Raw genomic sequence first — 13,509 nt, forward strand, 5'->3', positions numbered from 1 at the left:
ATGGTTCGGAGCCGCCCGGCAATGGTCCGGCACCAAGGAGGACGAATGGCATCGGCGACGGAGGTGTTCCGCAGCGCGCGGGACTTCCTGCTGGAACACCGCGAGGACTACGGCACGGCCTACGAGGGCTTCCGCTGGCCCCGTCCCGACCGCTTCAACTGGGCGCTCGACTGGTTCGACGAGATCGCGGACGGCAACGCCCGCACCGCGCTGCACATCGTCGAGGAGGACGGCCGCGAGACACAGCTCTCCTTCGGGGAGATGTCCGTACGCTCGGCCCAGTTCGCCAACTGGCTGCGCGCCCGGGGCGTGCGCGCCGAGGACCGGATCCTCGTGATGCTCGGCAACCAGGCCGAACTGTGGATCACCGCGCTCGCCGCGATGAAGCTGCGGGCCGTCGTCATCCCGGCCACCCCGCTGCTCGGCCCCGCCGACCTGCGCGACCGCGTCGACCGCGGCCGGGTCCGGCACGTCATCGCGCGCCCCGAGGACACCGGCAAGTTCGCCGAGGTCCCCGGCGACTACACCCGCATCGCCGCGACCGACGCGGGGGCCGTGCCCGGGGGCTGGCTGCCGCTGGACGACGCCTACGGTGCCCCCGCCGACTTCACCCCCGACGCCCCGACCCGTGCCGACGACCCGCTGATGCTGTACTTCACCTCGGGAACCACCGCCCGGCCCAAACTCGTCGAGCACACCCACACGTCGTATCCGATCGGGCACCTGTCGACCATGTACTGGATCGGCCTCAAGCCCGGTGACGTGCATCTGAACATCTCCTCGCCCGGCTGGGCCAAGCACGCCTGGTCCAACCTCTTCGCCCCCTGGAACGCCGAGGCGACCGTCTTCCTGCACAACTACACGCGCTTCGACGCGGCCCGCCTCATGGCCGAGATGGACCGGGCCCAGGTCACCGCCTTCTGCGCTCCGCCCACCGTCTGGCGCATGCTCATCCAGGCCGACCTGACGCAGCTGCGCACCCCGCCGCGGGAGGTCGCCGCCGCCGGTGAGCCGCTCAACCCGGAGGTCATCGAGCAGGTCCGCCGCTCCTGGGGCGTCACCGTCCGGGACGGCTTCGGCCAGACCGAGACGGCCGTGCAGGTCGCCAACAGCCCCGGCCAGCCCCTCAAGACCGGCTCGATGGGCCGGCCGAGCCCCGGCTACCGCGTCGAGCTGCTGGACCCCGTCTCGGGCGCGCCGGGCGCGAGCGAGGGCGAGATCGCGCTCGATCTGTCGCACCGCCCCGTCGGCCTGATGACGGGCTACCACGGCGACGCGGACCGCACGGCGGAGGCGATGGCCGGCGGGTACTACCGCACGGGCGACATCGGCGCGCGCGACGCGGACGGCTACATCACCTACGTCGGCCGCGCGGACGACGTCTTCAAGGCGTCCGACTACAAGATCAGCCCCTTCGAGGTGGAGAGCGCGCTGCTGGAGCACGAGGCGGTGGCCGAGGCGGCCGTCGTGCCCGCGCCGGACGAGCTGCGGCTCGCGGTGCCGAAGGCGTACGTCGTCCTGGCGGCCGGCTGGGAGCCCGGCCCCGACACCGCGAAGGTGCTCTTCGAGCACTCCCGGGAGGCTCTGGCCCCCTACAAGCGCATCCGCCGCCTGGAGTTCGGCGACCTGCCCAAGACCGTCTCGGGCAAGATCCGCCGCATCGAACTGCGCGAGGCCACGGCGGCCGGGTCGGACGCCGAGTACCGCGAGGAGGACTTCCGGTGAGCTCGTACAGCCACGGAACCAGCGGAACGGCTCTGCTCGGCGACACCATCGGGGCCAGCCTGGACCGCGCCGTGGCCACCTGGCCGGACCGTGAGGCGCTGGTCGACGTGCCGTCCGGGCGGCGCTGGACGTACGCGCGGTTCGGCGCGGCCGTCGACGAGCTGGCCTCCGCCCTCCTCGCCTCCGGAGTCGCCAAGGGCGACCGGGTGGGCATCTGGGCGGTCAACTGCCCCGAGTGGGTCCTGGTCCAGTACGCGACCGCCCGCATCGGCGCGATCATGGTGAACATCAACCCGGCCTACCGCACCCACGAGGTCGAGTACGTCCTCAACCAGGCCGGGATCTCCCTGCTCTTCGCCTCCCTCGGCCACAAGACGAGCGACTACCGGGCGATGGTCGAACAGGTGCGGGGCCGCTGCGCCGGGTTGCGCGAGGTCGTGTACTTCGGCGATCCGAGCTGGGACGCGCTGCTCGGGCGGGGGACTCCCGGCGCCCGGTTGGACGACGACGGCCTGTCCTGCGACGACCCGATCAACATCCAGTACACGTCGGGCACGACGGGCTTCCCCAAGGGGGCCACCCTCTCCCACCACAACATCCTCAACAACGGCTATTTCGTGGGCGAGATGATCGCCTACACGGAGCAGGACCGGATCTGCATCCCGGTGCCCTTCTACCACTGCTTCGGCATGGTCATGGGCAACCTCGCCGCCACGTCCCACGGCGCCTGCATCGTCATCCCGGCCCCGTCCTTCGACCCGAAGGCCACCCTGGACGCGGTCCAGCAGGAGCGCTGCACCTCGCTCTACGGCGTCCCGACCATGTTCATCGCGGAGCTGAACCTCCCCGGCTTCGCGTCGTACGACCTCTCCTCCCTGCGCACCGGCATCATGGCGGGCTCGCCCTGCCCGGTGGAGGTGATGAAGCGGGTGGTCAACGAGATGAACATGGCCGAGGTGTCCATCTGCTACGGCATGACGGAGACCTCGCCCGTGTCCACGCAGACCCGGCGCGACGACGACCTGGAACACCGCACCGGCACGGTCGGCCGCGTGCTGCCGCACATCGAGGTGAAGGTCGTCGACCCGGCGACGGGCGTCACCCAACCGCGCGGCAGGGCGGGCGAGTTGTGCACCCGCGGCTACAGCGTGATGCTCGGCTACTGGAACGAGCCGGAGAAGACCGCCGAGGCCGTCGACGCGGGCCGCTGGATGCACACCGGCGACCTCGCGGTGATGCGCGAGGACGGTTATGTCGAGATCGTCGGCCGCATCAAGGACATGATCATCAGGGGCGGGGAGAACATCTACCCCCGCGAGATCGAGGAGTTCCTCTACGCCCACCCCAAGATCCAGGACGTCCAGGTCGTGGGTGTCCCGCACGAGCACTACGGCGAGGAGGTCCTCGCCTGCGTCATCCCCCACGACCCCGCCGACCCGCTCACCCTGGACGAACTCCACGCGTTCTGCCGGGGCCGCCTCGCCCACTACAAGATCCCGAGCAGACTTCAGCTCCTCGACTCCTTCCCGATGACGGTGTCCGGGAAGGTACGCAAGGTGGAGCTGCGGGAGAGGTTCGCGGGCGGGCAGAGATAGAAGAGCTCGGGGTCGCCGTCGTCGAGGCCGTGGACCAGACCGGCGGGTTGCCAGCCGGCCCTCAGGAGCAGGTGCTGCATGGGCTGGTTGGAGACGTTGGTCGAGGTGAACAGCTTGGGCGTGGTGCACGCGGCTTCGACGGCCGTGAGAAGCCGTGTGGCCACTCCCTGCCGGCGGGCGGCGGGCGCGACCGTCAGCAGGGTGAGGAAGCCCTGCTCGAAGAAGGTGTACTCCAGCACGGCGTAGCCCACGGGGCCGCGCGCGTCTTCGGCCAGCAGGGCCCGGCCCTGCTCGCACCAGCGCCGGATGCTCGCGCGGCGCGCCCGGTCTCCCGCCGCCGCGATCGGGTCGGTCCCGGTCAGTGCCGTGTGGTCCGACGGCTCGGCGTGGCGCACGACGAGCCTGCCGGATTCGATGTCGCCCATGGGGCGCATCGTGGCAGCAGTGCGGGCCGGGCCGCGCGCGGATTACCGCGGCTGGGTCACAGCGGTGCGCGCATGCACACGCGAGGCCGGCGGTCGAGGCCGTGTGCGGCCTCCGTCGCGCGGATCTCGCGCAGGCCGGGGGTGAGCTCGGCCTCCGTGAGGGTGCGGAAGCCGAGACGGGCGTAGTAAGGGGCGTTCCACGGAACCTCCGTGAAGGGTGAGCGTCAGGGCTGCCAGGCCCTCCTCGCGGGCCCGTTCTGCGGCGTACGCGAGGAGGACACGGCCCACGCCCCGGCGCGCGGCGCGCGGGTGGACCGAGACCTGCTCGATGTGCAGGGCGCCGTCCACGGGTTCGGCGACGAGGTACGCCACCGGGTCCTCCCGCTCGTCCACGGCGACCCAGCAGCGGCCCGCCCCGCGGAAGCGTTCCAGCTCGTCGAGCGCGGGCGGTTCGTCGTCGGCGATCTCCGGCATGCCGAGGTCGCGGAAGGGGAGTCCGGCGGCACGTTCGATGTCCTGGAGGGCGGGGAGTTCGGCGGCGGTCGCGGGGCGGATACGCATGGGGTGAGTATGCGACGCGGTGCGTATGGGGTCCCTGTGGCTACTCTCGTCCCTCCAAACCGACTTGAACCGCAAGAGGGAGCAGACCGTGCGCAACGCCGCCGTGACGCCCGAGGGCGACCGGATCCGCTGGGTCGAACTGCCGGGACAGGAACCGCCACGCGTCTACGTGCACGGCCTGGGCGCCACATCGCCCGCCTACTTCACGGAGATAGCGGTCCATCCCCTGCTGGCCGGCCACCGTTCGCTGCTGATCGACCTGCTCGGGCACGGCATCAGCGACCGGCCGACGGGCTTCGACTACACCCTGGAAGCACACGCCGACGCGCTCGCCGCGGCGCTCACCACGGCGGGCGTCACCGGGGCGGAGCTGATCGCGCACAGCATGGGCGGCTCCGTGGCCATCGTCCTGGCCGCCCGGCATCCCCACCTGGTCTCCCGCCTGGTCCTGGTCGACGCCAACCTCGACCCGGTACCGCGCGCCACCGGATCGTCGGGCAGCAGCGGGATCGCCGCCTACACCGAGCAGCAGTTCCTGGCGGGCGGGTGGGAAGAGGTCCGCGACCGCGTCGGCCCCCACTGGTGGTCCACGATGCGTCTGGCCGGCCGGGAAGCCCTGCACCGCAGCGCGGTCCACCTCGTCCGCGGCACCGTCCCCACCATGCGTGAACTCCTGCTGGACCTGAAGATTCCCCGGACCTTCCTGCTGCCCGAGGCCGACGGCCCGCTCCCGGGCACCGACGCACTCACCGCAGCCGGGGTGTCCGTCGTCGCGGTCCCGGACTGCGGACACAACATCATGCTGGACAATCCGGAGGCCTTCGCCCGCGCCACCGCCGCGGCGCTCACGGACTCCCGGTTCGTCCGGCGGGCGATGTAGTCCTTCCGCTCGCTCCACTCGTTCCACGAACTCGTCAGGCGGGCACGCGCTCCGGGTCGGCACCGTCGAAGGGCGGGTAGGTCCGGTCGCTCACGCGCTCGGCCGCGTCGATGTAGTCGGCGAGAGCGTTCCGGGACCGGGCGAGCGCGGCCATCTGATCGTCCAGCCGGCGCAGCCGCGACCGCATCGCGGCCAGCAGTTCGGGACACCCGAGCAGCTCCGGGGCCTCTCCGACCGCGCAGGGCAGCAGATAGGCGATGTCCTCGGACGATAAGCCGGCGCCGAGCAGGTGGCGGATCTGTCTCACCCGCAGTACGGCGTTCTCGTCGTACTCGCGGTATCCGTTCGTGCCGCGGTCCGCCTCCAGCAGGCCCTGGGCCTCGTAGTAGCGCAACTGATGGGCGTTGACGCCCGTCCGGCGACTCAGTTCCCCGATACGCATCGAAACCTCACTTGACCTTCACACCGGTATCAACGTTGACGATGCTGCCATGAACAACACCGACACACCCGTGACAGTCATCGGACTCGGACTGATGGGCCAGGCACTCGCCGGCGCCTTCCTGAAAGCCGGGCACCCCACAACCGTGTGGAACCGCACGGCATCCAAGGCCGACGGGCTGGTGGCCCGAGGCGCAACGCTCGCCCCGACAGTCGGCGATGCGGTCCGGGCCGGCTCCCTGACGGTCATCTGCGTCACCGACTACCAGGCCGTGCGGGAACTGCTCGGCACGAGCGACGTCGAACTCGACGGCACGACGCTGGTCAATCTGACCTCGGGCGACTCGGCCCAGGCCAGGAAGACCGCTCGATGGGCCGAGCAGCGCGGCGCCCGCTACCTGGACGGCGCCGTCATGGCCGTCCCGCCGGCCATCGGCACTCCGGAGGCGGTGATTCTGCACAGCGGCCCGCAGGCGGACTTCGACGCGCACAAGCCGGCCCTCGACGCGCTCGGCACCGTCACCCACCTCGGTGCGGACCATGGCCTGGCGTCCCTGTACGACGTTGCCGGACTGGCCATGATGTGGAGCGTCCTGAACGCGTGGCTCCAGGGCACCGCACTGCTCAGGACGGCCGGTGTCGACGCCGCGACGTACGCGCCGTTCGCGCGGCGGATCGCCGCCGGTGTGGCCGAATGGCTGCCCGGATACGCCGAGCAGATCGACAGCGGCTCCTTTCCGGCCGAGGTGTCGGCCCTGGAGACCGACGCGCGGGCCATGGCGCACCTGATCGAGGAGAGCGAGGCGGTGGGTGTCAACGCCGAACTGCCGAAGCTGTTCAAGGCGATGGCGGACCGCTCGATCGCCGCCGGAAACGGCGGCAAGCAGTACCCCGTGCTGATCGAGGAGTTCAGCAGACCCGGCACCGACTGACCGGCCCGCGGCGAACTGTTCCCGCGTGTCAGGGCGCCCGGTTCTGTGTGCCGGTGGCGTCCAGTGCGTCGGCCGGGGAGTTCACCGGCCGTGGTGTGCCGGTGAGGTCGAGGACGAACAGCGGGATGCCGAGGGCGTCGGCGCGGGCCCGGGCGTCGTCCGCGTACCCGACGAGGGAGAAGTACAGGCACTCGGCCGACTCCGTCATGGCCGTCAGCCACAGGCACTCCACGTCCCGCAGGGTCGCCGGGCGCACGGCCGGGTCGACCAGCGCGACGACGCCGCGGGCGGCGAGGCCGATCCCGGACGGCGGCCGCTGGTCCGCCCGCCGGACACGCCGGTAGCCGAGCCAGCGCAGATAGAGGGCTGCGGCCGTGACGGCGTCGAGGGCGGTACGGATCGTGACGGAGCGGAAGGGCGGCCGGGCGGCAGTGTCGGCAGTGCCGGTGGAAGAGCCGGCACCGGCGGCGGCGTCGGCGGCACCGACAGCACCGGCGTCGGCAGCGGCTCCGGCGGCGGCAGGGGCCGGGGCCCCGTCGGCGTCCGCAGAAGCGGCGGCCCGCTCGGCGGCGGCCGCGGCGTCGCGGGGACCGGTCGTACCGCCCGCGCCCGGCGCGCGGTCCCGGCCGACGGCCTCGGCGTCCGCGCCGACGGTGATGTCCCGGTCAGGCCCGAGCCCGTCGTCGGCTGCCGTGTCCTGGCCCGTCGAACCGTCCCGGCCGGCCACCTCCCGCCCCTCCACGACCGGCACCCGCAGCACCACCCCGCACGGGCATCCCACCTCCGGCCGCGGCCACTCCCCGCGTAGGCCGCAGGACGCGCACCGCACCGTCACCCAGTCGTCCTGCCAGACGCGATGGGCGACGGGTGTCACCGTCCCGTCCGGGTCGAGCCGCGGGGCGACGGCCGCTCCGCACACGCACGGGTACGTCGGTGCCGTGAAGCGGTGCTCTCGTCGGCAGGACGGACAGCGCACCGGCACGCTCTCGGCCATGGCCACTCCAGTACGGCGTCACATCGGGACAGCGCGTCCATCGTGCTCCAGGGAGGCCCTGCCTGTCCGCCGCTTGCCCCCTCTCTTGACGCCCTTCGTCCGCCCCACATACATTCATTCCAGATCGTAGAAGTTTATTTCCGCAATACGGAAGAGCTCACCGCGGGGCGCGACGGGAGTGCGAATCCGACAGCCGAAGCAGGAGTACTCGATGGCTCGAATGACCGCTGCCCGCGCGGCAGTTGAGATCCTCAAGCGCGAGGGCGTCACCGACGCGTTCGGTGTCCCGGGCGCGGCGATCAACCCCTTCTACGCGGCGCTCAAGGCCTCCGGCGGCATCCACCACACCCTCGCCCGCCACGTGGAGGGCGCCTCACACATGGCCGAGGGCTACACCCGCACCCACCCGGGCAACATCGGCGTCTGCATCGGCACCTCCGGCCCGGCCGGCACCGACATGATCACGGGCCTGTACTCCGCGACCGGCGACTCCATCCCGATCCTGTGCATCACCGGCCAGGCGCCGACCGCCGTGATCCACAAAGAGGACTTCCAGGCCGTCGACATCGCCTCGATCGCCAAGCCGGTCACCAAGATGGCCGTGACCGTGCTGGAGGCCGCGCAGGTCCCCGGCGTCTTCCAGCAGGCCTTCCACCTGATGCGCTCCGCCCGCCCCGGCCCGGTCCTGATCGACCTGCCGATCGACGTCCAGATGACGGAGATCGAGTTCGACCCGGAGACGTACGAGCCGCTCCCGGTCTACAAGCCCGCCGCGACCCGCGCCCAGATCGAGAAGGCGATCGGGATGCTGAACGCCTCCGAGCGGCCGCTGATCGTCGCGGGCGGCGGTGTCATCAACGCCGACGCCGCCGAACTGCTCGTCGAGTTCGCCGAGTTGACCGGCACCCCGGTCGTCCCCACTCTCATGGGCTGGGGCGTCCTGCCCGACGACCACGAGCTGAACGCCGGCATGGTCGGTCTCCAGACCTCGCACCGCTACGGCAACGCGACCTTCCTGGAGTCCGACTTCGTCCTCGGCATCGGCAACCGCTGGGCCAACCGGCACACCGGCAAACTCGACGTCTACACCGCCGGACGGAAGTTCGTCCACGTCGACATCGAACCCACCCAGATCGGCAGGATCTTCGCCCCCGACTACGGCATCGCCTCCGACGCCAAGGCCGCGCTGGAGCTGTTCGTCGAGGTGGCGCGCGAGCTGAAGGCCGCCGGCGAGCTGCCCGACCGCTCGGCCTGGGCGGCCTCGGCGCAGGAGCGGAAGGCGACCCTCCAGCGCCGTACGCACTTCGACGACATCCCGATCAAGCCGCAGCGGGTCTACGAGGAGATGAACAAGGCCTTCGGCCCGGAGACCCGGTACGTCTCCACCATCGGCCTCTCGCAGATCGCCGGCGCCCAGATGCTGCACGTCTACCGGCCCCGCCACTGGATCAACTGCGGTCAGGCCGGCCCGCTCGGCTGGACCATCCCGGCCGCGCTCGGCGTCGCCAAGGCCGACCCGGAGGCGTCCGTCGTCGCGCTCTCCGGCGACTACGACTTCCAGTTCATGATCGAGGAACTGGCCGTCGGCGCGCAGCACAAGATCCCGTACGTGCACGTCCTCGTCAACAACTCCTACCTGGGCCTGATCCGCCAGGCGCAGCGCGCGTTCGACATCGACTTCCAGGTCAATCTGGAGTTCGAGAACATCAACGCGCCCGAGCTCGGCGTCTACGGCGTCGACCACGTCAGGGTCGCCGAGGGCCTCGGCTGCAAGGCGATCCGCGTCACCGACCCGGCCGAACTCGGCGCCGCCTTCGAGCAGGCCAAGAAGCTCGCCGCCGAGTACCGGGTCCCGGTCGTCGTCGAGGCGATCCTGGAGCGCGTCACCAACATCTCCATGTCGACGACCAACGACATCGGCAACGTCGTGGAGTTCGAGGAACTCGCCACGGAGCCGGGCCACGCGCCGACGTCGATCAGGACACTGAAGGTCTGACGCGCGGGCAGGTGAGGGGCGGCCCGTCCGGGAGGACGGACCGCCCCTCACGCGTGCGTGGCCCCCCGGTCAGTCCCCGCCACCTCCACCCCCGCCTCCGCCGCAGTACGAATAGCCCCCGCCGCCTCCGCCCGTACCGCGCGGCGCGTGCTTGAGGAGGCCCTTGCCGCCCACCTCTGCCCGGCGGATCAGTCCCGCCCGCAGCGCGAAGCGCGGCACCAGCAGCCGCAGGGCCGCCTCGCCGTGCAGCGCGACGGCCAGCAGCCGGTCGTGGTCGGTCAGGCCGCGCCTGCTCGCGGGCAGCGGGTGGCGCCGGCGCAGGTCCCGCACATGGCGGCGGGCGCCGCGCGTGGGGCCGAGCAGCGGGTAGCGCAGCAGGCCCGCGTCCGCGAGCGGGATGCGCAGGAGAGCCAGCGCGAGCCGTACGTCCGGGTCCTTGGCCAACGTCCGGAGACCGGCGGGCTCGTGGAGACTGGCGTGCACCGCCTGGGCCAGGGGGGACGGCGCCCGCTCCGCGCTCACGGCGTCCGCGATGCCCGCCCGTATCGTCCCCGGCCGGTCCGCCTCCACCAGGCCCCGCAGATACAGGTCCACCACGGCGACGGTGACGGCGGCCCGCGGGCCGTCCCCCAGCAGTGCGATCTCGTGCGGCTCCAGCCGGACCGCCGTACCGTCGCCCATGGCTTCACCCCCGTGCCGGGGCCCGCCGCCCCCGTGCCGGCGGGTCCCGTGTGTCGAGAATGTGCCCGGCCCCGGGGGCGGTTGAAGCCCCCGGGGCCGGGTTCAGAGGTTCATTTGAGGGTTCCGTACGGGATGTACGACCGGTGCCGTACGCGCTCATGTGCCGTGGTGCTCCGAGAGTCCCGGCCAGTCGTCCGGGCCACCGCCCTGCCACTCGACGAGGTCGTTGTCCTCGACGTCGGTGACGTAGAGGTCGGCCAGCCGCAGAATCTCCGCCACGTCGTCGACGTGCGTGGCGATGCCCAGGGGTTCGTCGCCCAGCGTGACCCGCCGCGATCCGTCCAGGGCGGGAGCGTGGACCACGACGTGCGGATGCTCGGTTGGATGTGCCATGCCTTCAGGCTGCTGCCGCGAGGGCGGTTCCGCACCCCGGGGGACAGGCCGGCCGTCCGACGGCGCGAGGCTGGGCGCGACAGGACGTTCGCGCCGCCGGACGGGGTCTGCGGGGTGGGGTGGTACCGGTACTGGGACCGCGGCGGGTGTGACGGAGTCCGGAACGGGCTTCCCTCAGGTCGAGAAGCCCGTCCGGGTCCTTGACCACCGCACTGGCTCACACTCCGCCGCGGTCCGCGCCCTGCCCGCGTCCGTGCCCGGGGCGACCACCCCTCATCCGGGTCGCCCCGGGCGGTCGGACGCGGTCAGGGAGTTCAGTCCTCGCGCAGGGCGCGGACCGCCTCCTCCACGCGACGCCCGTAGTCGGGGTCGGCGGCGTGGAAGTGCGCGAGGTTCTTCTCGATCACGTCGTCGCGGGAGACCTGCGAGAGGCCGCCGGCGATGTTCGCGACCAGCCGGGACCTCTCCTCGGCGGACATCAGCCGGTACAGCTCACTGGCCTGGAAGAAGTCGTCGTCCTTGGTGTGGAGCGGGGCCGCGTGGGTGCCCGTGTGGCCGGTCACCGCCAGCGGGGCCGACAGCGGGCGGCCGGTCTCCACCGGGCCGTCGTAGGAGTTCGGCTCGTAGTTCTTGGCGTACCGGCCCTGGGGGTTGGACGCCATGAGGCCGTCCCGGCCGTAGTTCTCGGCGGTCGTGGCCCTCGGCGCGTTGACGGCGAGCTGCGTGTGGTTGACGCCCAGGCGGTAGCGGTGGGCGTCCGCGTAGGCGAACAGGCGGCCCTGGAGCATCTTGTCGGGGGAGGGGCCGATGCCCGGCACGAAGTTGTTCGGGGAGAACGCGGCCTGCTCGACCTCGGCGAAGACGTTGTCCGGGTTGCGGTCCAGCACCAGCCGGCCCACGCGCCGCAGCGGGTAGTCCTGGTGCGGCCAGACCTTGGTCACGTCGAACGGGTTGAAGCGGTAGTCGGACGCTTCGGCCGCCGGCATCAGCTGGACGTAGAGCGTCCAGGACGGGTGCACGCCCCGCTCGATGGCCTGGAGCAGGTCCGTCTGGTGGGAGTTCGGGTCCTTGCCCGCGAGCTCGGCGGCCTGCTCGCTGCTCAGGCAGCGGATGCCCTGGTTGGTCTTGAAGTGGTACTTGACGAAGAAGGCCTCGCCCCGGCTGTTCGTCCACTGGTAGGTGTGCGAGCCGTAGCCGTTCATGTGCCGGTACGAGGCCGGGATGCCGCGGTCGCCCATCAGCCAGGTCACCTGGTGCGTGGCCTCGGGGGAGTGCGCCCAGAAGTCCCAGACGTTGTCCGGTTCCTGACGGCCGGTGAACGGGTCGCGCTTCTGCGAGTGGATGAAGTCCGGGAACTTGACCGGGTCCTTGATGAAGAACACCGGGGTGTTGTTGCCGACGAGGTCGTAATTACCCTCGGCCGTATAGAACTTGACCGCGAAACCGCGCGGGTCGCGCACCGCGTCCGCGCCGCCGAGGCTGTCGGCCACGGTCGAGAAGCGCAGGAAGACCTCGGTCCGCTTGCCGACCTGGCCGAGAAAGTCGGCCTGGGTGAAGGCGGTGACGTCGTCGGTCACCTCGAAGTGGCCGTAGGCGCCGGACCCCCGGGCGTGCACCACACGCTCCGGGATGCGCTCGCGGTTGAAGCGCGCGAGCTTCTCCAGCAGGTGCTGGTCCTGGAGCAGGAGCGGGCCGCCGACGCCGGCGGTGGCGGAGTTCTGGTTGTCGGCGACGGGGGCGCCGGACTCGGTGGTGAGCACGCGCTGCGACATCGTGACCTTCCGTACGAGAGGGCAGCGGAAAAACCTTTCCGCTTTGTGGAGCCTAGGGTCGGGGCGATCGGAGCGTCAACAGTTTGTTGAAGCGGTGGGCATGGGTGGGTCCGGGCGGCGCCGCCCCTTTGGGCGCGACAGGACAGGTGTCAGCGGCGGCGCCGCCCGGGGTAGGAGGGACCCTCGGGCCATGAGGGCCGACGAGGGTCTGCGACGGTCAGATCCGGGCGCCGGAGAGCCGCTCCACGGCCCGCAGCAGCGCCGAGTGGTCCAGGCCTCCGTCGCCCTGCGCGCGCAGGGACGCGACCAGCTGGGCGACCACGGCGCCGACGGGCAGGGCCGCGCCGACGTTGCGGGCGGCGTCCGTGACGATGCCCATGTCCTTGTGGTGCAGGTCGATCCGGAAGCCCGGCTTGAAGTCCCGGCCGAGGAAGTTGTCCTTCTTGCGGGTCAGTACGGTCGAGCCCGCGAGGCCGCCGCCCAGGACGTCCAGGGCCGCCTTCAGGTCCACGCCGGACTTCTCCAGGAAGACCACGGCCTCGGCGCACGCCTGGATGTTCACGGCGACGATCAGCTGGTTGGCGGCCTTCACGGTCTGGCCGGAGCCGTGCGGGCCGCACAGCACGATGGTCTTGCCCAGCACCTCGAAGATCGGCTCGGCCTGGTCGAAGTCGGCCTGCTCGCCGCCGACCATGATCGACAGCACGGCCTCGATCGCACCGGCCTCACCGCCGGACACCGGGGCGTCCAGGACGCGGATGCCCTTGTCCTTCGCCGCCTTCGCCAGGTCGACCGAGGTCTGCGGGGTGATCGAGGACATGTCGATCAGGAGGGCGCCGGACCCGGCGTTCTCCAGGATGCCGTCGGGGCCGTAGGCGATGGCCTCGACCTGCGGGGAGGCGGGCACCATCGTGATGACGACGTCGGCGTCCCGCACGGCCTCGGCGATCGAACCGGCGGCCGTGCCACCGGCGGCGGCGAGGCGGTCCAGCTTCTCCCGCTCCAGGGTGAATCCGGTGACGTCGTAGCCCGCCTTGATCAGGTTCTCGGACATGGGGGAGCCCATGATGCCGAGGCCGATCCAGGCGATCTTGGGCAGTGGGTTGCTCATGGT

The 13,509-nt window shown here is 71.4% G+C and carries 12 protein-coding genes and 1 pseudogene; 5 read left to right on the forward strand and 8 right to left on the reverse strand.

What is annotated here, in order from left to right:
- The first annotated feature begins 45 nt into the window (after positions 1 to 45).
- Together CP976_RS34590 and CP976_RS34595 are read left to right on the forward strand one after the other, a co-directional pair.
- The gene (locus CP976_RS34590; RefSeq protein WP_150483851.1) at positions 46 to 1,725 is read left to right on the forward strand and encodes an AMP-binding protein; all 1,680 of its coding nucleotides are present in this window, start codon (positions 46 to 48) and stop codon (positions 1,723 to 1,725) included.
- Positions 1,722 to 3,320: an AMP-binding protein gene (locus CP976_RS34595; RefSeq protein ID WP_150483852.1), complete on the forward strand. Its 1,599-nt coding sequence runs from the start codon at positions 1,722 to 1,724 to the stop codon at positions 3,318 to 3,320. Before CP976_RS34590 ends, CP976_RS34595 begins: the two co-directional genes overlap by 4 nt.
- Here CP976_RS34595 and CP976_RS34600 read toward each other — a convergent pair.
- Positions 3,233 to 3,745 (reverse strand): GNAT family N-acetyltransferase, encoded by a 513-nt coding sequence (locus CP976_RS34600; RefSeq protein ID WP_229875297.1) that lies wholly within the window; start codon positions 3,743 to 3,745, stop codon positions 3,233 to 3,235. The two genes, CP976_RS34595 and CP976_RS34600, sit on opposite strands and share 88 nt — an antisense overlap.
- 56 nt (positions 3,746 to 3,801) lie before the next feature.
- Positions 3,802 to 4,306: pseudogene (locus CP976_RS34605) on the reverse strand (GNAT family N-acetyltransferase).
- Between the two features lie 88 nt (positions 4,307 to 4,394).
- Between CP976_RS34605 and CP976_RS34610 the strand changes: the two are divergent.
- On the forward strand, positions 4,395 to 5,186 hold the full coding sequence (locus CP976_RS34610) for an alpha/beta fold hydrolase (protein WP_150483854.1): 792 nt from the start codon (positions 4,395 to 4,397) through the stop codon (positions 5,184 to 5,186).
- Between the two features lie 34 nt (positions 5,187 to 5,220).
- On the opposite strand, the gene CP976_RS34615 is transcribed toward CP976_RS34610, so the two are convergent.
- A complete protein-coding gene (locus tag CP976_RS34615) occupies positions 5,221 to 5,628 on the reverse strand; it encodes a MerR family transcriptional regulator (protein ID WP_150483855.1) in 408 nt (135 codons plus the stop codon).
- 49 nt (positions 5,629 to 5,677) lie between these two features.
- On the opposite strand from CP976_RS34615, the gene CP976_RS34620 reads away from it, so the two are divergent.
- Positions 5,678 to 6,559: an NAD(P)-dependent oxidoreductase gene (locus CP976_RS34620; protein WP_150483856.1), complete on the forward strand. Its 882-nt coding sequence runs from the start codon at positions 5,678 to 5,680 to the stop codon at positions 6,557 to 6,559.
- A gap of 28 nt (positions 6,560 to 6,587) precedes the next feature.
- Here CP976_RS34620 and CP976_RS34625 read toward each other — a convergent pair whose 3' ends face one another.
- Positions 6,588 to 7,553 (reverse strand): hypothetical protein, encoded by a 966-nt coding sequence (locus CP976_RS34625; RefSeq protein ID WP_150483857.1) that lies wholly within the window; start codon positions 7,551 to 7,553, stop codon positions 6,588 to 6,590.
- A 211-nt stretch (positions 7,554 to 7,764) separates the two neighbouring features.
- Between CP976_RS34625 and gcl the strand changes: the two genes are divergently transcribed.
- Positions 7,765 to 9,549, forward strand: a complete 1,785-nt coding sequence (gene gcl / locus CP976_RS34630; protein WP_150483858.1) for a glyoxylate carboligase — start codon at positions 7,765 to 7,767, stop codon at positions 9,547 to 9,549.
- 69 nt (positions 9,550 to 9,618) lie between these two features.
- On the opposite strand, the gene CP976_RS34635 is transcribed toward gcl, so the two are convergent.
- The 4 genes from CP976_RS34635 to CP976_RS34650 all read right to left on the reverse strand — a co-directional run bounded on the left by CP976_RS34635 (position 9,619) and on the right by CP976_RS34650 (position 13,506).
- A complete protein-coding gene (locus CP976_RS34635; RefSeq protein ID WP_150483859.1) occupies positions 9,619 to 10,230 on the reverse strand; it encodes a TIGR04222 domain-containing membrane protein in 612 nt (203 codons plus the stop codon).
- A 156-nt stretch (positions 10,231 to 10,386) separates the two neighbouring features.
- Complete coding sequence (locus tag CP976_RS34640; protein ID WP_150483860.1) at positions 10,387 to 10,623, reverse strand: hypothetical protein; 237 nt, start codon at positions 10,621 to 10,623, stop codon at positions 10,387 to 10,389.
- Between the two features lie 314 nt (positions 10,624 to 10,937).
- Positions 10,938 to 12,395: a catalase gene (locus tag CP976_RS34645; RefSeq protein WP_150483861.1), complete on the reverse strand. Its 1,458-nt coding sequence runs from the start codon at positions 12,393 to 12,395 to the stop codon at positions 10,938 to 10,940.
- A 217-nt stretch (positions 12,396 to 12,612) separates the two neighbouring features.
- Complete coding sequence (locus tag CP976_RS34650; RefSeq protein WP_150483862.1) at positions 12,613 to 13,506, reverse strand: 2-hydroxy-3-oxopropionate reductase; 894 nt, start codon at positions 13,504 to 13,506, stop codon at positions 12,613 to 12,615.
- Positions 13,507 to 13,509: the final 3 nt, after the last annotated feature.

Origin of the sequence: Streptomyces coeruleorubidus (assembly GCF_008705135.1) — a bacterium.
GTDB lineage: Bacteria > Actinomycetota > Actinomycetes > Streptomycetales > Streptomycetaceae > Streptomyces > Streptomyces coeruleofuscus.